This window comes from Streptomyces sp. NPDC054842, from assembly GCF_053611025.1.
Map to the genome: position 1 here is coordinate 19,200 of NZ_JBSGZN010000066.1, position 19,755 is coordinate 38,954.

Genomic DNA, 19,755 nt, shown 5'->3' on the forward strand with positions numbered 1-19,755 from the left:
GGTGGCCACAGGGAGGGGGTCCCGGGGAGCGCGGCCCGTAGAGGGCGGGCCAGGGGCGCCGGCCTGGGGAGGCGTCCCGTCGAGGGCGTCCCAGGGGATCGCCCAGGCCCGGGCGCGAGCACGCGCCGGGCCCACGTTGTGGCGACCCCCGTCAGGCGCGACCTCGACAGTTCCCGCCGAGGGAACCGGACGCTAGCGCGTCTGCTCCACCACCAGGGACGTCGAGTAGCCGTCGTCGCTGCCGAAGTACGGGTCGTCGTCGCTGTCGTCGGGCAGGGTGAAGATCAGCACGGCGAAGCCGATGGCGAGCACGAGTCCGACCGCACCGCAGATGATGCCCGCCAGTGCCTGGCCCGGGTTCGTCGCCTCGCCCCGGCTCGCCCTGCCGCGGCCGATCACGCCGAAGACCAGCGCCAGGATGCCCAGCAGGATGGCCACCGGCCACATGCAGAAGAGCACGGCCGCGATGATGCCGAGCACCAGCGAGGTGGTGCCCATCCCGTTGCTCGGCATCGGCCGCGGGACGCCCCAGCCGTAACCGGGGTGCCCGCCGGGGTAGGCGCCCTGGCCGCCGTGCGCCGCGGGACCGGGGTACTGGGGATAGCCGTACAGCGGCTGACCGGGGCCACCGGGGGCCACGGGCGGCGGCGGCACGGGCTCACCGGGGACCGGCCCGCCGTAGGAGGCCGGTCCGACGGGCGGGGCGAAGGGGTTCTGCGGGGCGCCTGCCCCCTGCGGCATGGTCCCGGCGGGCGGGGCGAAGGGGTTGTACGGAGCGCCGCCCCCCTGCGGCACGGTCCCGGCGGGCGGGGCGTACGGATCGGCGGACCCGCCGGACGCCGGTGGCGCGAAGGGGTTGGCCCAGGGCTGAGGGGTCGCCGCTCCCCCACCGGGCGCCGAGGTGTCCGGGCCGGGCGGCACCGCCGAGCCCATGGCCGGCAGCGAGGTGACGGTGGGCTGGTTGTGGACGGAGGGCGGCGGGGTGCCGCCCTGTCCGGCGCCGCTCGGGGGCACGGCACCCGGGGGCACGGCGTCCGCCGGAGCGGCCCAGGGGTCCCGGTCGGCGGCCGGGGGCTGCTTGTCCAGGGGGACCTTGCGGGTGGGGGGCGCGTCCTGCGGACCGGTGCCGGGTCCGCTCTCCGGGGAGGCGGGGGCCGCCGGCCAGGTGTGGTCCGGCGGTTCCGGCGTGCGGGCGTCGTCGGACATGCGCGGGGTCCCCTCAGTTGTACGTTCCGTCATGCTACGGCCCGCGCCATGGGCGTGCGGACGGCGGCCTACGATGATCCCCGAGTCACCGATCAGCCGATCACCCGCGTCCCCCCGGCACGTACGTGCGGGACGCCGTTCCCGGGGAGGAACCCTTGACCGACCACCTCGACGTCCGCGACCCGCACGCCTTCATCGCGGGGCTGCCCAAGGCCGAACTGCACGTGCACCACGTCGGCTCCGCCTCCCCCCGGATCGTCTCCACGCTGGCCGCCCGCCACCCCGACTCGAAGGTCCCCACCGACCCCGAGGCCCTCGCCGACTACTTCACCTTCACGGACTTCGCCCACTTCATCGAGGTGTACCTGTCCGTCGTCGACCTCATCCGCACCCCGGAGGACGTCCGGCTGCTCACGTACGAGGTCGCGCGGGACATGGCCCGGCAGCAGGTGCGGTACGCCGAGCTGACCATCACCCCCTTCTCCTCCACCCGGCGCGGCATCGACGAGCTCGGCTTCATGGAGGCGATCGAGGACGCCCGCAAGGCCGCCGAGGCCGAGCTCGGTGTCGTCCTGCGCTGGTGCTTCGACATCCCCGGCGAGGCGGGCCTCGAAGCGGCCGAGGAGACCACCCGGCTCGCCACCGACGACCGGGTACGCCCCGAGGGGCTCGTCTCCTTCGGGCTCGGCGGGCCGGAGATCGGCGTACCCCGGCCGCAGTTCAAGCCGTACTTCGACCGGGCGATCGCCGCCGGCCTGCACTCGGTGCCGCACGCCGGGGAGACGACGGGCCCGCAGACGGTGTGGGACGCGCTGACCGACCTGCGCGCCGAGCGCATCGGCCACGGCACCAGTTCCGCGCAGGACCCGAAGCTGCTCGCGCACCTCGCCGAGCACCGCATCGCGCTGGAGGTCTGCCCGACCTCGAACATCGCGACCCGCGCGGTCCGGACGCTCGACGAGCACCCGCTCAAGGACATGGTCGCCGCGGGCGTACTCGTCACCGTCAACTCCGACGACCCGCCCATGTTCGGCACCGACCTCAACAACGAGTACGCGGTCGCCGCCCGGCTCCTCGACCTGGACGAGCGGGGTCTCGCCGGGCTCGCGAAGAACGCCGTCGAGGCGTCCTTCCTGGACGCGGCGGGCAAGCGGCGGCTCACCGAGGAGATCGACGCGTACACGTCGGCGTGGCTCGCCTCCTGACGTATGCCGGGCGCCCGGCCGCCGCACCCCGGTGACCGGTCGCGGGGCGCACCGCCCGCACAATGGGCGCATGCGCACCGTGACTGCCGTGGCCCATCGCGGCGACCCCTACCGCGTCCGCGAGAACACCCTCGACTCCCTGCGTTCCGCGCTCCGAAGGGGCGCGGACGCGGTCGAGATCGACGTCCGGCTCACCCGCGACGGTGTTCCCGTGCTGCTGCACGACGAGACCCTCAAGCGCCTGTGGGAGCACGACCGTCCGCTGCTCTCGCTCTCCTCGGACGAGGTGCGCGGGCTGACCGCCGGCGGGGTGCCGACGCTCGTGGACACGCTGGCGGCGACCGGGGACGGCCGGCTGATGATCGACCTGCCCGGCGCGAACGACAGGGCCGTGCGCGAGATCGTCGGCGTCGTCCGCGCCTGCGGGGCCGAGGAGCGGGTGTACTACTGCGCGGGCGCCCCGGCGATGCTCGCGGTGCGCGCGGCCGATCCGGCGGCGGAGATCGCGCTGACCTGGACGACGTCGGTGCCCCCGCGGCCCGCGCTCCTCGACGCGGTACGGCCCCGGTGGCTCAACTACCGCTTCGGGCTGGTCGATCGGGACCTGGTGGCGCGGGTGCACCGCGGCGGCCACCTGCTGTCGGCGTGGACGCCGGACACCCGGCGCTCCATGCGGCGGCTGCTCGACCTCGGCGTCGACTCGATCACCACGAACCGCATCGACACCCTGACGGCCCTCCGCAAGCGATAGCCCCTCGTCCCCGGTCCGCCCTCACCACCCCCGTCGATACGGCTTCGCGCCGCATCGACACCCGCGGGTTCGCACCGCTCCCGGCACCCGCGGGTCAGCCCTCGCTCACCGCGCGCCTCCTTCCCGACCTCGGCCGCCGCCTAGGGATGATCCCCGACAACACCCCTGTCCTACAGGTCAGTTGCCCCCGGACGGAGTCAGGGCTCACGTCCTCCCAGCCGACGATCCCGGCAGCTGCGCACGGCCGCAAGATGATCTCGACGGACCTGGACCGAGGCCGTCGTCATCCACCCAGGGAGCAGCCTTGCCGCACTTCAGCGTCCGGACCCTCACCGCCGTCGCCGCCGTCCTCGTCCTGGGGGCGACGGCGGGCCCGCTCGCCGCCCCGGCCCTCGCCGCGCCCGCCGCTCCCCCGGCGGCGACGCACGCCCCGGCCGCCGGGCCGGACGCGAAAGCCCTGCGCGCCGCGCTCGCCGGGCTCCCGGGGCCGGACGCCACGGCGGCGCTCGTCCGGGTCGGCGGCACGGGCGGGGCCTGGCGCGGCAGCGCCGGTGTGCACGACCTGCGCAGTGGCCGCGACGCGGATCCGAACGCGCTCTTCCGCGCCGGTTCCACGACCAAGGTGGTGACGGCGGCGATGGTGCTGCAACTCGCGGCGGAGCACCGGATCGACCTGGGCGCACCGCTGGAGGACTACCTCCCCGGGCTGCTGCCCGCCTCCTTCACGAAGCCCGTCACCGTGCGGCACCTGCTGAACCACACCAGCGGCATCAAGCCCGGCGACGGTTTCGGGGACTCCTTCGAGGAGGTGTACGCGCACCGCTTCGACACGCTGACCCCGGAGGCGGTGGTGGCCTCGGCGGTCGCGAAGGGCCCCGAGTTCGGGCCCGGTGACCAGCAGCACTACCTGAACATCAACTACACGGTCCTCGGCATGCTGATCGAGAAGGTCACGGGCCGCTCGTACGAGTCCGAGGCCGCCCGGCGGGTGTTCCGGCCCGCCGGGATGCGTCACTCGTACCTCCCCGGCAACGACCCCCGGATCCACGGACCGCACAACCGCGGCTACCAGGCGGTCCAGGGGGCCGACGGAACGACCCGGCTCGTCGACGTCACCGAATGGAACCAGGCGGACCGCTGGGCGGCGGGCGACATGATCTCGACGACGGCCGACCTGGAGCGCCTGGTCACCCAGCTGTTCCGCGGCGAACTGGTGCCCGAGCCGCAGCTGGAGGAGATGTTCACCGTCCCGGCGGGCATCGAGGGCGCCGACATGAGCGCCGGGCTGCAGCGCTTCGAGGACGGGGCAGGGTCGTGTGGCTGAAGTCGGGTGCCCGTTACGGCTACACGACCATGATGGGAGCCACCCGCGACCTCTCCCGCACCCTGGTCTACTCGGTCAACTCCACGGAGGCGAAGGGCGAGGGGATGAATCCGGTGGCCGAGCGGATCGTCCTCGCGGCCCTGAAACCGTAGGGGGAACCGGCGTTCGTGATCGCCGGTCCGCCACCGCCCCGCGACGCCTCCCAACCGCCCTGCGGCCTCCGGGCGTTGCGCGGACGTGACGTCGCCGACGGTCGGCGACCGCGCCCGCGTGCCGGCCTCCGGCACACCCCGTGGCGCCGAACGGCCGTGGGGCCGGACGCCCCCAAGCCGGACGCCCGCAGGTCCTGACACACGTGCGCGGCCCCCGACGGTGAGCACCGTCCGGGGCCGCGCGCGGGACAACTAGCCGTCGAGCGACGTCATCACGTGCTTGATGCGCGTGTAGTCCTCGAAGCCGTAGCCGGAGAGGTCCTTGCCGTAGCCGGACTTCTTAAAGCCGCCGTGCGGCATCTCCGCGACCAGCGGGATGTGGGTGTTGATCCACACGCAGCCGAAGTCGAGGGACTTGGACAGGCGCATCGCGCGGCCGTGGTCCTTGGTCCAGACGGAGGAGGCGAGGGCGTAGTCGACGCCGTTCGCCCACTCGATCGCCTGCGCCTCGTCCGAGAAGGACTGGACGGTGATGACCGGGCCGAAGACCTCGTTCTGGATGATCTCGTCGTCCTGCTTCAGGCCGGAGACGACGGTCGGGGCGTAGAAGTAGCCCTTCTCGCCGACCTGGTGGCCGCCCGCCTCGACCTTGGCGTGGGCGGGCAGGCGCTCGATGAACCCGGCGACCTGCTTGAGCTGGTTGGGGTTGTTGAGGGGGCCGTACAGCACGTCCTCGTCGTCCGGCTGCCCGGTCTTGGTGTCGGCCGCGGCCTTGGCGAGCGCGGCCACGAACTCGTCGTGGATGCCCTCCTGGACCAGCACGCGCGTGGCGGCCGTGCAGTCCTGCCCGGCGTTGAAGAAGCCCGCCACCGAGATGTCCTCGACGGCCTTGGCGATGTCGGTGTCCTCGAAGACGACGACCGGGGCCTTGCCGCCCAGCTCCAGGTGGACCCGCTTGAGGTCCTTGGACGCCGACTCGGCGACCGACATGCCGGCGCGCACGGAACCGGTGATGGACGCCATCGCCGGGGTCGGGTGCTCGACCATCGCGCGGCCGGTGTCGCGGTCGCCGCAGATGACGTTGAAGACGCCCTTGGGCAGGATCGAGCCGATGATGTCGGCGATCAGGACCGTGGAGGCGGGCGTGGTGTCGGACGGCTTGAGGACGACCGTGTTGCCCGCGGCCAGCGCCGGGGCGAACTTCCAGACGGCCATCATCATCGGGTAGTTCCACGGGGCGACCTGCGCGCAGACGCCGACGGGCTCGCGGCGGACGATCGAGGTCAGGCCCTCCATGTACTCGCCGGCGCTGCGTCCCTCCAGCATCCGGGCGGCACCCGCGAAGAAGCGGATCTGGTCCACCATCGGCGGGATCTCCTCGGACCGGGTCAGTCCGATCGGCTTGCCGGTGTTCTCCACCTCGGCCGCGATCAGCTCCTCGGCCCGCTCCTCGAACGCGTCCGCGATCTTCAGGAGGGCCTTCTGCCGCTCGGCCGGGGTCTGGTCCCGCCAGGCCGGGAAGGCCGCGGCGGCGGCCGCCATCGCGGCGTCGACGTCCGCCTCGCGGGACAGCGGCGCGGTCGCGTACGCCTCGCCGGTCGCGGGGTTGACCACCTCGGTGGTCCGTCCGTCGGCGGCGTCCCGGAATTCTCCGTCGATGTAGTTGCGCAGACGACGCAGCTCGGTGCTCACTGCCGGCCCTCCTGTCGGGTGTCCAATCACTGAGACACCCACCCTAATCCGTCTGTCCACGTTTTCAACACCCCCGGTCCCCTCAGATCTGCGAAATCCGCAAGTCACGTCCTCGTAAACAACGAATTTCATCGCTACGGCCTTGCGGAACTGTCGAGACGTCGTGCAGAGTGGGCGCGTGGCCAGTCGAAGCGCAGACCCCAGGGACTCTCGGGAGTCCAGGAACGGCACTCCCCAGCTGGATGCCGTCTCCCTCGCCATCATCGAGCAGCTCCAGCAGGACGGCCGCCGTCCGTACGCCGCCATCGGCAAGGCCGTCGGCCTCTCCGAGGCGGCCGTGCGCCAGCGCGTCCAGAAGCTGCTCGACCAGGGCGTGATGCAGATCGTCGCCGTCACGGACCCGCTCACCGTGGGCTTCCGCAGGCAGGCGATGGTCGGCGTCAACGTCGAGGGCGACCTCGACCCGGTGGCGGACGCGCTGACGGCCATGTCGGAAGTCGAGTACGTGGTGATGACCGCGGGCTCGTTCGACATCCTCGCGGAGATCGTCTGCGAGGACGACGACCACCTGCTGGACGTCATCAACAAACGCATCCGGGCGCTGCCCGGCGTGCGCTCCACCGAGAGCTTCGTCTATCTGAAGCTCAAGAAGCAGACCTACATGTGGGGAACCCGATAGCCGTGAGCAAGGACCTCAGCCGAACCGCGTACGACCACCTGTGGATGCACTTCACCCGCATGTCCTCGTACGAGAACGCGCCCGTTCCCACCATCGTGCGTGGCGAGGGCACCTACATCTACGACGACAAGGGCAAGCGCTACCTCGACGGCCTCTCGGGCCTGTTCGTGGTCCAGGCGGGCCACGGACGCACCGAGCTCGCGGAGACGGCGTTCAAGCAGGCGCAGGAGCTGGCCTTCTTCCCCGTGTGGTCCTACGCCCACCCGAAGGCCGTCGAGCTGGCCGAGCGCCTGGCCGACTACGCCCCGGGCGACCTGAACAAGGTCTTCTTCACCACCGGCGGCGGCGAGGCCGTCGAGACCGCCTGGAAGCTCGCCAAGCAGTACTTCAAGCTGCAGGGCAAGCCGACCAAGTACAAGGTCATCTCGCGCGCCGTCGCCTACCACGGCACCCCGCAGGGCGCCCTCTCCATCACCGGCCTGCCGGCGCTCAAGGCCCCCTTCGAGCCGCTGGTCCCCGGCGCGCACAAGGTGCCGAACACCAACATCTACCGCGCCCCGCTGTTCGGCGACGACCCCGAGGCCTTCGGCCGCTGGGCCGCCGACCAGATCGAGCAGCAGATCCTGTTCGAGGGCCCGGAGACGGTCGCCGCCGTCTTCCTGGAGCCGGTGCAGAACGCGGGCGGCTGCTTCCCGCCGCCGCCCGGGTACTTCCAGCGCGTGCGCGAGATCTGCGACCAGTACGACGTCCTGCTGGTGTCGGACGAGGTCATCTGCGCCTTCGGCCGCCTCGGCACGATGTTCGCCTGCGACAAGTTCGGCTACGTACCGGACATGATCACCTGCGCCAAGGGCATGACCTCGGGCTACTCCCCGATCGGCGCGTGCATCGTCTCGGACCGCATCGCCGAGCCGTTCTACAAGGGCGACAACACCTTCCTGCACGGCTACACCTTCGGCGGCCACCCGGTCTCCGCCGCGGTCGGCGTCGCCAACCTCGACCTGTTCGAGCGCGAGGGCCTCAACCAGCACGTGCTGGACAACGAGAACGCCTTCCTCACCACCCTGCAGAAGCTGCACGACCTGCCGATCGTCGGCGACGTCCGCGGCAACGGCTTCTTCTACGGCATCGAGCTGGTGAAGGACAAGGCCACCAAGGAGACCTTCACGGACGAGGAGTCGGAGCGCGTGCTCTACGGCTTCGTCTCCAAGAAGCTCTTCGAGTACGGCCTCTACTGCCGCGCCGACGACCGCGGTGACCCGGTCATCCAGCTGTCGCCGCCGCTGATCTCCGACCAGTCGACCTTCGACGAGATCGAGGGGATCATCCGCCAGGTCCTGACGGAGGCGTGGACGAAGCTCTGATCTTCCTCCTGGATGATCAACACCGGCCCCGAAGGCGCCCGTTCGAGTGAGAATGGGCGCCCCGGGGCCGCGTGCTGTCCGCCCCGCCGCCGGCGAATACCTAGCGTGCCCAGTGACCGATCGGCCCTGCCTTCGTTCCCCCGGACGGGGGACGCGACCGGCAACAACTGATCTGAACGAGGTGTACGCGATGGTGGCCCCGCCGGACAACGACGTGCTCTGGGCACGCGCCCTGCACGTCAAGCACAACGGCTCGCCCGCGCTCAGCGGCGTCTCGCTCGGCGTCCGGGAGGGCGAGATCCTCGCCGTCAGCGGCCCGCGCGGCGCGGGCAAGACCACCCTCCTGCGGTGCCTGTCGGGACAGCTGCTGCCCCAGCGGGGCGAGGTCTGGTTCAACAGCACCCCCGTCCACACCATGGGCCCGCTCACCCGCGAACGGCTGCGCCGCGACCGCTTCGGCTGGATCGACCCGGCGCCGGTCCTCGTGCCCGAGCTGAACGCCTGGGAGAACGCCGCGCTCCCCCTCATGCTGCGCGGCACCCGGCGCCGCTCCGCCAAGACCGCCGCCCTGGAATGGCTGGAGCGCCTCGACATCGGCGAGTGCGCGCGCAAGCGGCCGCACGCCCTCCTCCAGGCCGAACGCCAGCGCGTGGTCATCGCCCGCGCCCTGGCCGCCGCCCCCACCGTGCTCTTCGCCGACGAGCCGACGGCCCCCCTGCACCGGGCCGACCGCGCCCACGTGCTGCGCACGCTCACCACCGCGGCCCGCTCGCACGGCATCACCGTCGTCCTCGCCACGCACGACGCGGACACCGCGGCCCTCGCCGACCGGACCGTGTCGCTGCTCGACGGCCGGCGCGTCAACACCGTCCACCTCCCTCCCGTCGCCGAGACCGAAGGCCGGGCCGCGTGCTCGCTCTCCGTCTAGCCCGCGGGGGGCAGCCCCTGGTCCAGCTCCGCCGCCTCCTGGTCGCCGCGGCCTCGGCCGGCACCGGCTTCCTGCTGCTGTGCACGCTCGGGTACGCGATGACGCACCCGGACGCGTCCACCGCCTCCGTGCTCCGCCTGGCCTGGTGCGTCGCCCCGCTGGCCGCCACGGTGTACTTCGCGGTCGCGGTCGCCCGCACCGACCCCGGCACCCGGCCGCGCCCCGGCCTCTCGGCGATCGGCCTCGGCCCCGGCCGCCTGATGGCGATCTCCGCCACCACCACCGCCCTGTCGACCACCCTCGGCTCGATGCTGGCGCTGCTGCTGTTCCTGCACCTGCGCGGTGACCTGACCGGCATGCCGTTCGACGGGGCGGCGGCGGACTTCCTCGCGGCGGACCGGCCGCTGCCGCTGCCGGCCGCCCTGACGCTGCTGGCCCTGGTGCCGGCGGCCGCCTCGGCGGCCAGCGCGCTGGTCCTGCGCCCGCGCGGGCAGGGCGCGGCGGGCGGCCGGCGGCACCCCGGCACAGGCGCCGGGCGGCCCGCCGGAGGCCGTACCGGACGCCACGCCGTCGGCACCCAGGCCGCCCCCGGCGAACCCGGCATCCCGGTGATCGTCGGGACCCTGGCCGACGCCGACACCATGGTCGCCCCGGCCCCGCCGGCCCCCGACACGTACGCCGTCGCGGTGGACGCCCCCGAGCAGCCCGTCCAGGTGCTGGACCCGCGGCGGCTCGTCCCGGCGCAGACCGCTCCCGGGGGCCTCCCCTGGGGCGCGGCCGTCCTCGCGGCGGGCCTCGCCGTGGAGACGTACGCGAGCCGCTCGGACGCGACGCCCGGGCTCGCGCTGCCCGGCGGCTTCGCCGGCGGACCGGCCGGTGTCCTCGCCGGCTGGGCGCTCACCGCGGTCGGCCTGGCGCTGGCCGGGCCGGCGATCACCTACCTCTGCGGGCGCCTGCTCCAGGCCGTGCGGCCGGGCGCGCTGCGGCTGCTCGCCGGACGCGTGCTGCAGACGGAGGCCCGGCGCATCGGGCAGCCGCTCGGCGTGCTGTGCGCGGTGGCCTCCGGCGCGTACGCCATGGCGACCCTGTACGCGGGCGAGCGCCCCGACTTCGGTCCGCTGAGCACCCTGGGCGCGCTGCTGGTGGGCGGTTGCACCCTGTTGACGGTGCTCACGGCGGCCGTCGAGGCCAGGCAGGCGCGCGCCGACACCACGGCCGCCCTGCTGCGTCTCGGCGCCCCCGTCACGATGCTGCGCGGTGCGGCGGCCCTGCGCATCGGCGCGCTGCTCGCCGTGTTCGGGCCGCTGACCTGGGCGGTTGCCCAGCTCGCCGCACTGCCGCTGGTCCGCTGACGGCGGCGGGCGCCCGCCGGACGGAGCCGTACGGAACCGGCGCGGAAAAAGGTGCGGGCCGGACGATGAGTTCTCCAGGGCTCCCCGGTCTAACCCTGCGAACGGCACGACACCGACGGGAGAGGCCCCCATGTACCAGCAGATGATCTTCGTGAACCTGGCCACGAACGACGTGGACGCCTCGAAGAAGTTCTTCACGGAACTCGGCTACACGATCAACCCCCAGTTCTCGACCGACGACTGCGCCTGCGTGGTGATCAGCGAAACGATCGTCGCCATGCTGCTGAGCCGGCAGCGGTACTCCGACTTCACGAAGAAGGAGATCGCCGACTCGGCGAAGACCAGCGAGGTGCTGCTGTGTCTGAGCGCGGAGAGCCGCGAGAAGGTCGACGAGCTGGTCGAGAAGGCCATCGCCGCGGGCGGCTCCGCCACCGGCGAGACCCAGGACCACGGCATGATGTACGGCCGCGCCTTCGACGACCCGGACGGCCACACCTGGGAGGTCATGTGGATGGACCCGGCGGCCGTCCAGGGCTGAGCCCACGGCTCGCGGGACGACCGGCCCGAAACCGGGCGCGCGGCACGGGGGTCCGCGCACCCGGTCCCGGGCCGGTCGCCGCCCCGCCGGGCACGACCCGCGTACGTACGCAGCCGGGGGGGGGAGAGAACGGCACGGGGTGTCCGGCCCGGCACCGCGGCCCCGGGGCGACCCGGACGGCAGCCCCTACCATGGCCGGGTGCAGCCGATACCCGAACGCCCGTCCTCCGCGCGGGCCGAGGCCCCCGCCGCCTCCCACGACCGCGAGATCGAGTCCCTGGCCGAGTTCGACGAGGTCGTGGCGGCCCGCGGTTCCCTCGCCGGATTCCGTGTCCAGGCCGTCGACCTGACGGAGCGTACGGACGTCCTGCTGTCCGTGGACTGCGCGGGCGCCGTGTTCCTCGGCTGCCCGATGGACCCGGAAGCGGCCGCACGGACCCGGCTCACCGGCGCGCTGGTCTTCCCGCCGGTGCCCGGTCTGCCCTTCGACCCGTACCGCGGGCTCCTCTACTCCCCCGCCGAACTCTTCGACGCGCTCGACGCGGGGTACGAGGCGACGCCGGACGCCCGCGCGTACGCCTGGTTCCAGCGGACCAAGGCCGACGGGGACGTCTACGCGTCGATGCTGCGGGCGATCCACGACGACTCCGTCTCGGACGCGCTGGACGAACTCCTCGTCGGGGCGCGGGTGGTGGGCGTCATGGGCGGCCACGCCATGGCGCGCGGCACGGCGGAGTACGAGGGGGCCGCGCGGCTCGGCCGCTCCCTCGCGCGGGCCGGTCTCACCGTCGCCACCGGTGGCGGACCCGGCGCGATGGAGGCCGCCAACCTCGGCGCGTACGCCGCCCCCCTCGACGACGGGACGCTCGCGGAGGCACTGCGACTCCTCGCGCCCGTACCGTCGTTCGTGCCGTCGGTGACCGACTGGGCGCGCGCCGCCTTCGACGTGCTGGAGCGGCACCCGGCGGGCGGCCCCTCGGTCGGCATCCCGACCTGGTTCTACGGCCACGAGCCGCCGAACGCCTTCGCCACGCACATCGCCAAGTACTTCGCCAACGCCACCCGGGAGGACGGACTCCTGGCGCGCTGCAACGCCGGGGTCGTCTTCCTGCCGGGCGCCGCCGGCACGGTGCAGGAGATCTTCGACAACGCGACGCCGAACTACTACGAGTCGCGCGGCGAGCCCACGCCCATGGTGCTCGTGGACGAGTCGCACTGGACGGAGAAGCACCCGACGTGGCCGCTCCTCAAGTCCCTCGCGCGCGAACGCCGGATGGAGTCCCGGATCGCGCTCGTGGACCGCATCGAGGACGCTCCGGAGGCGCTCAAACGTCTCGGCGGTTAATGACAACGTAAAGCCGACGCCCGCGCGGGGCATATGCGTTGACAGTGGCGGGGGCCCGCTTATAGACCTGTGAGACTCCTGGGGGTGCTGTTCTCACGTCAGGACCCCTACAACCCCCCGCAGTTGCACATTTTGTGAAGGGCGATCGTGTCCATATCCCGCCGTACCGCACGTTCCGTGCGCATCCTCGGTGTTGCCTCCGCCACTGCCGCGCTCGCGCTCGGCGTCGCGGGCAACGCACTTGCCTGCAACATCCGTGACTTCTCGGCCGCCGCCGTCTGCGACGGCGACGGGAAGGGCATCATCACCGTCACCGACACCGACGCCTCCGGTGTCGAAGCCGAGGTCTCCGTCTACCTGGAGTCGAACGGCGCGGACGAGCGGCTCGTCGGCAAGCAGACGGTCAAGGGCACCCGCGAGGGTGTCACCATCACCTTCTCCGAGGCCTGGACCCCCAAGTCCGAGTACCGCGTCCACGTCACCGCCGGGAAGGACGGGAAGATCGTCGACGAGGACATCTCGCCGAACCTGACCGCGCCGGCCGAGGCGGCCTGCGAGACCGACACCCCGAAGCCCTCGGAGACCCCGAAGCCGTCCGAGACCCCGTCCTCGTCGACCACCCCGGCGGCGACGCCCTCGGAGTCGGACAGCACGGCACCCGCTGCCCCCGTCGACAACGCGCCCTCCGCCGCGGCCGGTGAGTCGAACCTCGCCGAGACCGGCGCCGACTCCAACACCGGTGTGATCGCCGGTGTCGCCGGCGCGTTCGTCGTCGTGGGCGGCGCCGCCGTCTACTTCGGCATGCGCCGCCGCAACACCTCGAAGACCGGCTGACGCCTCCGCACCGCACGACCGTGTGGCCCGCTTCCCTACCGGGGGGCGGGCCACCCGCCGTTCCGAGGGTCCGGGACCGTCAGTCGAACGACGCCCGCTCCAGCCAGAACTCCAGCAGCTCCCGGTCCCCCAGCACCTCCACCCGGCCGTCGTCCAGCGGCAGCCGTCACACCGGCGGGGCCCTGCGCTGGGCCGAATGTCATGACCCGCACCCTACGCAGCCGGCCCGTCCCCTAGCACGACGATTTCCGCCGCCTCGAACTGCACGCCGACCTCGTCCCCGAGGCCGGGCGCGTCCCGTAGGGCGCAGGCCGCTTCGAGCGGCGGGGCCTCGCACGGTTGCAGGCGTACGGCGACATGGGTGCCGCGGAAGGTGCGTGCGGCCACGGTGCAGCGCAGCCCGTCCGCCGGTGCCACCAGCCGTACTCCGGCGGGCCGGACGAGCAGCGTGCGCGGTCCCTGGGGTGCGCCGTCCGGGACGGGGACCTTCCCCCAGGGGGTGTCGGCGGCCGTTCCGGTCACCGTCGCCTCGACCACGTTGTCGAAGCCGAGGAAGCGGGCCACGAACGCGTCCGCCGGGCGCTGCCAGACGTCGAGGGGCGTACCGGACTGGGCGATCCGCCCGTCGCGCATCACCACGACCCGGTCGGCGAGGGCGAACGCCTCACCCTGGTCGTGCGTCACGGCGAGCACGGTCGTCCCCAACTCGCCGAACAGTTCCCGCAGTTCCACGACGAGCCGCTCCCGCAGCGAGCGGTCGAGCTGCCCGAGCGGTTCGTCCAGCATCAGCAGCCGGGGCCGGGGCGCGAGGGCGCGGGCCAGCGCCACCCGCTGCTGCTCGCCCCCGGAGAGCGAGGCGACGGCACGGGAGGCGGCCCCGGGCAGCCCGACGAGCTCCAGCAACTCCCTTACGCGCGAGGCCTGTTCGCCTTTCGACGCACCGTGCATCCGCAGCCCGAAGGCGACGTTGCCGCCGACGTCGCGCTGCGGGAACAGCTGGTGGTCCTGGAACATCAGGCCGACGCCCCGCTTGTGCGCGGGCACCCCCGACTGGTCCCGCCCGTCGAGCAACACCTGCCCGGCGTCGAGCGCCTGTAGCCCGGCCACGGCCCGCAGCAGGGTCGACTTGCCGCTGCCGCTCGGCCCCAGCACGCACACGATCTCGTGCTCGGCGACATCGAGCCCGACGGCGTCGAGCACGGGCCGCCCGCCGAAGCGCACGGTCGCCCCCTCCAGCCTCAGCAGGGCGTCGGCCCCCTTGGTGAGCCGGCTCATCAGAACTCCCCCGTCCGGTCGGTGCGGATGCGCTCCAGCAGCAGCAGCGCGACCGCGCACACCGCCATCAGGATGGTCGAAAGGGCCATGGCCTGGCCGTAGTTGAGGTCACCCGGGCGGCCGAGGAGCCGCGCCACGGTGACCGGCAGCGTCGGGTTGTCGGGCCGCGCGATGAAGACCGTCGCGCCGAACTCGCCCAGGGACACGGCGAACGCGAAGCCGGCCGCGACCAGCAGGGCCCGCCGCACCATCGGCAGGTCGACCTCGCGCCACACCCGCCACGGCGACGCCCCCAGCACGGCGGCCGCCTCCCGGAGCCGCTCGTCCACCGCCCGCAGCACCGGCAGCATGGTGCGGACGACGAAGGGCACGCCGACCAGCGCCTGGGCGAGCGGCACCAGGATCCACGAGGACCGCAGGTCCAGCGGCGGCTCGTCCAGGGCGATCAGGAACCCGAAGCCGACCGTCACCGCGGAGACCCCGAGCGGCAGCATCAGCAGCGCGTCGAACCCGCGGACGAGCCGTCCCGCGCGCCGGGTGAGGGCGGCGGCCGCCAGACCGCCGATCAGCACGGCGATCGCGGTGGCCGCGAGCGCGTACCGGACCGAGTTGCCGATCGCCTCGATCGGCGCCGCCAGGAACATGCCGCCGTCCGCCGACGTGAGCGCCCGGTAGTACGCGAGGCCGTGGCCGCCCGGGGTGTCCAGCGACCGCTGGACGAGCACGGCCAGGGGCAGGACGAGCAGCACGGCGACGGTCGCCAGGACCCCGGCGAGCAGCGCCCACTGGCCGACGCCCCGCGGCCTGCGCGCGGTCCGGGAGGCGTCCACGAGCCGCAGCGCGGTCTCCCGCCGCCGTACGGTCGCGGCGTGCACGGCGAGGATCGCGCCGACCGCCGCGAACTGCACGAGGGTGAGCACCGCCGCGGTCGACAGGTCGAAGATCTCGGAGGTCTGCCGGTAGATCTCCACCTCCAGCGTGGAGAAGGTGGGACCGCCGAGGATCTGCACCACGCCGAAGGAGGTGAAGGTGAAGAGGAAGACCATGAGCGACGCGGCGGCCAGCGCGGGGCCGAGCGCGGGGAGGGTGACCATGCGCCAGGCGGCGAACCGGGAGGCGCCGAGTACCCGGGCCGCCTCCTCCTGGCGCGGGTCGAGCTGCGACCAGAGGCCGCCGACCGTCCGTACGACGACCGCGTAGTTGAAGAAGACGTGGGCGAGCAGGATCGCCCAGACGGTGGTGTCCAGGCGTACGCCCCACAGCTCGTCCAGCAGCCCGCCCCGGCCGACCAGCGCGAGGAAGGCGGTGCCGACGACGACGGTGGGCAGCACGAACGGGACGGTCACCACGGCGCGCAGCACCTGCTTGCCCCGGAATTCGAGGCGCGCGAAGACGTACGCGCCGGGAAGCGCGACCAGGAGCGTGAGCGCGGTCGAGGCGAGCGCCTGCCAGGTGGTGAACCACAGGACGTGCCGGACGTCGGACTGCCCGAGGACGTCACCGATCCTGGCGAAGCGCCAGGCGCCGCCGACGTGCATTCCGCGGGCGACGATCGCCGCGACCGGGTAGGCGAAGAAGACCGCGAAGAACGCGACGGGCAGGGCCATCAGGCCGAGCCGCGCCGCGCTCCCGCGCCTCCCGGTGGCCGCCTTCGCGGGGGCCTTCCCTACTTCAGTACGAGGGAGGTCCACGACTTGACCCACTGGTCGCGGTGGTCGGCGATCCGGGCGGGGGCGAGGGTCTCGGGGTCCTTCGCCTGCGGGCCGAACGCGGTGAACTCGGCGGGCACCTCGGCGCCCTCGGTCACCGGGTAGACGAACATGTTCAGCGGCATGTCCTCCTGGAACCGCTTGGAGACCAGGAAGTCGACGAGCGCCTTGCCGCCCTCGGTGTTCTTCGCGTTGCTGAGCAGGCCCGCGTACTCGACCTGCCGGAAGCAGGTACCGGTCGCGACGCCGGTCGGGGCGGTCTTCGGCTTCGGGTCGGCGTAGATCACCTCGGCGGGCGGGGAGGAGGCGTAGGAGACGACGAGCGGCCGGTCGGCCTTGGCCTTCTTGCCGCCGGCGGACCCGGAGAACTCCTCGTTGTAGGCCTGCTCCCAGCCGTCGACGACCTTCACGCCGTTGGCCTTGAGCTTCTTCCAGTAGTCCGGCCAGCCCTCGTCGCCGTACCGGGCCGCCGTGCCGAGCAGGAAGCCGAGGCCGGGCGAGGACGTCGACGCGTTCTCGGTGACGAGCAGGTTCTTGTACGCCGGCTCGGCCAGGTCGTCGAAGGTCTTCGGCGGGGTCAGCTTGTGCTCCGCGAACCAGGCCTTGTCGTAGTTGACGCAGATGTCGCCCGAGTCGATGGGGGTCACCCGGTGCTTGCCCTCGTCGGCCCGGTACTCGGGGAGCACCCGGTCCGCCCCCTTGGCCTCGTACGGCTGGAAGAGGCCGTTGTCGAGCGCGCGGGACAGCAGGGTGTTGTCGACGCCGAAGAAGACGTCGCCCTGCGGGTTGTCCTTGGTGAGGATGGCCTTGTTGACGGCCTGCCCGGCGTCGCCGTCCTTGAGGACCCTGACCCGGTAGCCGGACTGCTTCTCGAACTCCTTGAGCACGCCCTTCGAGGCGATGAAGGAGTCGTGGCTGACCAGGGTGACGGTCTTGCCGCCGGCGGCGTCGCCGTCGGAGTCGGACGAGCCGCACGCCGACAGCGTGACGAGCCCGAGCCCGGCGGCCACGATGGCGGCGGTGAACTTCGTGGTGGTGCTCACTGGATTCCTCCTGGAGGGACCAGGAAGAGACGCGGCCCTGCCCGGGAACCTCTGACAGTTCCCGGGCAGGGCGCAACAGCTTGAGTGGTGACCGAACTTCCTACCCAGAATGACCTGGGCAAGGTTCAGAGGGTCTGCGGCCAGTGCCGCACTCTCAGCGCTGTGGCGCTCCCCTGTCGGAATATGAAGATGTACCTACGGGAGTCAGACTACCGCCCGCCGCTGAGCGGGCCCCGACCGCCGTCGCCGGGGCGAGGGCGCGGCCCGCCTCCTACCGCTCGGAGGCGGCCAGCTGCCCGCAGGCCCCGTCGATCTCCTGGCCGCGGGTGTCCCGGACGGTGACCGGCACGCCGTGGGCCGCGATGGCCTCGACGAACGCCTTCTCGTCCTCGGGCCGCGAGGCCGTCCACTTGGAGCCGGGCGTCGGGTTCAGCGGGATCAGGTTGACGTGGACCGGCTTGCCCCGGAGCAGCCGTCCGAGCCGGTCACCGCGCCAGGCCTGGTCGTTGATGTCGCGGATGAGGGCGTACTCGATGGAGAGGCGGCGGCCCGACTTGGCGGCGTACTCCCAGCCGGCGTCCAGCACCTCGCGCACCTTCCACCGCGTGTTGACGGGGACGAGGGTGTCGCGCAGCTCGTCGTCCGGCGCGTGCAGGGAGATGGCGAGGCGGCACTTGAAGCCCTCGTCGGCGAACCGGTGGATGGCGGGCACGAGGCCCACCGTCGACACGGTGATGCCGCGCTGCGAGAGCCCGAGGCCGTCGGGCTCGGGGTCGGTGAGGGCGCGGATGGAGCCGACGACCCGCTTGTAGTTGGCGAGCGGCTCGCCCATGCCCATGAACACGATGTTGCTGAGCCGCGCCGGGCCGCCGGGGATCTCGCCGTCCCTGAGCGCCCGCATCCCGTCCACGATCTGGTGCACGATCTCGCCGGTCGACAGGTTCCGGTCGAGGCCGGCCTGTCCGGTGGCGCAGAACGGGCAGTTCATCCCGCAGCCGGCCTGCGAGCTGATGCACATGGTGACCCGGTCGGGGTAGCGCATCAGCACGGACTCGACGAGCGTGCCGTCGAAGAGCCGCCAGAGGGTCTTGCGGGTGGTGTCGTCGTCGCAGCTGATGTGCCGCACGACGGACATCAGCTCGGGGAGCAGCGCCTCCTGGAGCTTGCCGCGCGAGGCGGCCGGGATGTCCGTCCACTCCGCCGGGTCGTGCGCGTACCGCGCGAAGTAGTGCTGCGAGAGCTGCTTGGCGCGGAACGGCTTCTCACCGATCGCGGCAACCGCCTCTTTGCGCTCGGCGGGCGTGAGATCGGCGAGGTGCCGCGGCGGCTTCTTGGCTCCGCGGGGGGCGACGAAAGTAAGTTCTCCGGGCTTAGGCATGGCGTTACCAGTGTCGCAGATCGATTGGTGTGACCTGGGGCCGAGCCGTGCGCGGTGGCCGCCCGGGGCCGCGCCAGCGCCACGGGGCCGTCCCGCGACGGCCTGCCGAGGCCCCACCGCCCCGGCCGTTCCGGCTGGTCGGCGCACCGGCGCGGGCTCCGGGCAGCCCTCCGCCGGCTGCGGGCCGGACCGGTTTCCCGCGATGCGCTGTCGCCAGGAACACATCTGGGCCTAGAATCGAACTTGTGTACGAAACCCTGTCGCCCCCCGAGCACCTGCCCCACTTCCGTCCCGGACCGTCCCGGCAGCCGCACGGCCCCGACCGCACCGCGTTGGACCCACGACACCGCGCCGCCGCACGACTCCCCCGGGCGCGCCGGCGTCACCGTGACGCCGGACGAACCCTGCCGGCACGCGGCCCCCGCGGTGAGCGGTGAGCCCCGCACAGCCGCAGGCCGGGGGCGAGGGCGCGGCCCCCATCGTCGTGCACCGGACGACGGGCGTCCGAGGGCGCCGGGTGACCATCCGCGCCCGGGTCGCCGGCCTCGCGCACAGCGACGCCGACCTGGTCGAGTTCCTGCGCCGGGCGGGCCTGCCGGACGCCGGGGAACTGCTGGACGACCCGCGGTGGGTGGACTGGCAGGGGGGCCGGCCACACGAGTACGGCCCGGGGTGACGACTCCCGGTGCCACAGGCGCGACAGCTCGCGCGTCCGGCGGGCGCGACAGCTCGCGGGCGGTACGCGAACACCTGATGGCCGGTTGTACGGCCGGACGGAGGCGGACCCGCGTCCCGGCGTGCTGAGGCAGCCCACCGGGGCCGTACCAGCGTCACGGCACGGCGAGACGGGCTCATCCGGAGCCGGACCCGGGGCAAGGCGCGGCGAGGCGGGCCGCCTGGGGGCCGGACCCGCGCTGCTGCTCGGCAAGGCGGGGCCCCTCCCCCGGACACACGAAGAGGGGGCCCGCCGTCCTGTGGCC

General features: G+C 72.9%; 16 protein-coding genes and 1 pseudogene. 11 read left to right on the forward strand and 6 right to left on the reverse strand.

Features of this window, described 5'->3' with window-relative positions; all coding sequences use genetic code 11:
• Positions 1-192: 192 nt before the first annotated feature.
• Positions 193-1,206 (reverse strand): DUF4190 domain-containing protein, encoded by a 1,014-nt coding sequence (locus tag ACWGIS_RS33385; RefSeq protein ID WP_453366251.1) that lies wholly within the window; start codon positions 1,204-1,206, stop codon positions 193-195.
• Positions 1,207-1,361: 155 nt separating this feature from the next.
• Between ACWGIS_RS33385 and ACWGIS_RS33390 the strand changes: the two genes are divergently transcribed.
• The 3 genes and pseudogenes from ACWGIS_RS33390 (at position 1,362) to ACWGIS_RS33400 (ending at position 4,638) form a co-directional block, all read left to right on the forward strand.
• Positions 1,362-2,411: an adenosine deaminase gene (locus ACWGIS_RS33390; RefSeq protein WP_453366252.1), complete on the forward strand. Its 1,050-nt coding sequence runs from the start codon at positions 1,362-1,364 to the stop codon at positions 2,409-2,411.
• Between the two features lie 70 nt (positions 2,412-2,481).
• The gene (locus tag ACWGIS_RS33395; protein WP_453366253.1) at positions 2,482-3,162 is read left to right on the forward strand and encodes a glycerophosphodiester phosphodiesterase; all 681 of its coding nucleotides are present in this window, start codon (positions 2,482-2,484) and stop codon (positions 3,160-3,162) included.
• Positions 3,163-3,466: 304 nt separating this feature from the next.
• Positions 3,467-4,638, forward strand: a pseudogene (locus ACWGIS_RS33400) (serine hydrolase domain-containing protein).
• A 252-nt stretch (positions 4,639-4,890) separates the two neighbouring features.
• Here ACWGIS_RS33400 and ACWGIS_RS33405 read toward each other — a convergent pair.
• Positions 4,891-6,330, reverse strand: coding sequence for a gamma-aminobutyraldehyde dehydrogenase (locus ACWGIS_RS33405; protein WP_453366254.1), 1,440 nt, complete (start codon positions 6,328-6,330; stop codon positions 4,891-4,893).
• Positions 6,331-6,493: 163 nt separating this feature from the next.
• Between ACWGIS_RS33405 and ACWGIS_RS33410 the strand changes: the two genes are divergently transcribed.
• The 7 genes from ACWGIS_RS33410 (at position 6,494) to ACWGIS_RS33440 (ending at position 13,370) form a co-directional block, all read left to right on the forward strand.
• The gene (locus tag ACWGIS_RS33410) at positions 6,494-7,009 is read left to right on the forward strand and encodes an Lrp/AsnC family transcriptional regulator (protein WP_355794328.1); all 516 of its coding nucleotides are present in this window, start codon (positions 6,494-6,496) and stop codon (positions 7,007-7,009) included.
• Entirely contained in the window at positions 6,994-8,373 is a 1,380-nt protein-coding gene (locus ACWGIS_RS33415; RefSeq protein ID WP_356172006.1) for an aspartate aminotransferase family protein, read from the forward strand. The genes ACWGIS_RS33410 and ACWGIS_RS33415 overlap by 16 nt, the downstream gene beginning before the upstream one ends.
• A 190-nt stretch (positions 8,374-8,563) precedes the next feature.
• Entirely contained in the window at positions 8,564-9,301 is a 738-nt protein-coding gene (locus ACWGIS_RS33420) for an ABC transporter ATP-binding protein (protein WP_453366255.1), read from the forward strand.
• The gene (locus ACWGIS_RS33425) at positions 9,283-10,653 is read left to right on the forward strand and encodes a hypothetical protein (RefSeq protein WP_453366256.1); all 1,371 of its coding nucleotides are present in this window, start codon (positions 9,283-9,285) and stop codon (positions 10,651-10,653) included. The genes ACWGIS_RS33420 and ACWGIS_RS33425 overlap by 19 nt, the downstream gene beginning before the upstream one ends.
• 130 nt (positions 10,654-10,783) lie before the next feature.
• Complete coding sequence (locus ACWGIS_RS33430; protein WP_453366257.1) at positions 10,784-11,191, forward strand: VOC family protein; 408 nt, start codon at positions 10,784-10,786, stop codon at positions 11,189-11,191.
• 199 nt (positions 11,192-11,390) lie between these two features.
• A complete protein-coding gene (locus ACWGIS_RS33435) occupies positions 11,391-12,536 on the forward strand; it encodes an LOG family protein (protein WP_453366258.1) in 1,146 nt (381 codons plus the stop codon).
• 147 nt (positions 12,537-12,683) lie between these two features.
• Positions 12,684-13,370 (forward strand): LAETG motif-containing sortase-dependent surface protein, encoded by a 687-nt coding sequence (locus ACWGIS_RS33440; protein WP_453366259.1) that lies wholly within the window; start codon positions 12,684-12,686, stop codon positions 13,368-13,370.
• Positions 13,371-13,583: 213 nt separating this feature from the next.
• On the opposite strand, the gene ACWGIS_RS33445 is transcribed toward ACWGIS_RS33440, so the two are convergent.
• From ACWGIS_RS33445 to rlmN, 4 genes are all read right to left on the reverse strand, one after another.
• Positions 13,584-14,645, reverse strand: a complete 1,062-nt coding sequence (locus ACWGIS_RS33445) for an ABC transporter ATP-binding protein (protein ID WP_453366260.1) — start codon at positions 14,643-14,645, stop codon at positions 13,584-13,586.
• Positions 14,645-16,336 (reverse strand): ABC transporter permease, encoded by a 1,692-nt coding sequence (locus ACWGIS_RS33450; RefSeq protein WP_453366261.1) that lies wholly within the window; start codon positions 16,334-16,336, stop codon positions 14,645-14,647. The genes ACWGIS_RS33445 and ACWGIS_RS33450 overlap by 1 nt, the downstream gene beginning before the upstream one ends.
• On the reverse strand, positions 16,312-17,397 hold the full coding sequence (locus ACWGIS_RS33455) for a thiamine ABC transporter substrate-binding protein (RefSeq protein WP_453366262.1): 1,086 nt from the start codon (positions 17,395-17,397) through the stop codon (positions 16,312-16,314). The genes ACWGIS_RS33450 and ACWGIS_RS33455 overlap by 25 nt, the downstream gene beginning before the upstream one ends.
• Positions 17,398-17,668: 271 nt before the next feature.
• Positions 17,669-18,775: a 23S rRNA (adenine(2503)-C(2))-methyltransferase RlmN gene (gene rlmN / locus ACWGIS_RS33460; RefSeq protein ID WP_121406228.1), complete on the reverse strand. Its 1,107-nt coding sequence runs from the start codon at positions 18,773-18,775 to the stop codon at positions 17,669-17,671.
• Between the two features lie 433 nt (positions 18,776-19,208).
• Between rlmN and ACWGIS_RS33465 the strand changes: the two genes are divergently transcribed.
• A complete protein-coding gene (locus ACWGIS_RS33465) occupies positions 19,209-19,451 on the forward strand; it encodes a hypothetical protein (protein ID WP_453366263.1) in 243 nt (80 codons plus the stop codon).
• Positions 19,452-19,755 lie beyond the last annotated feature (304 nt).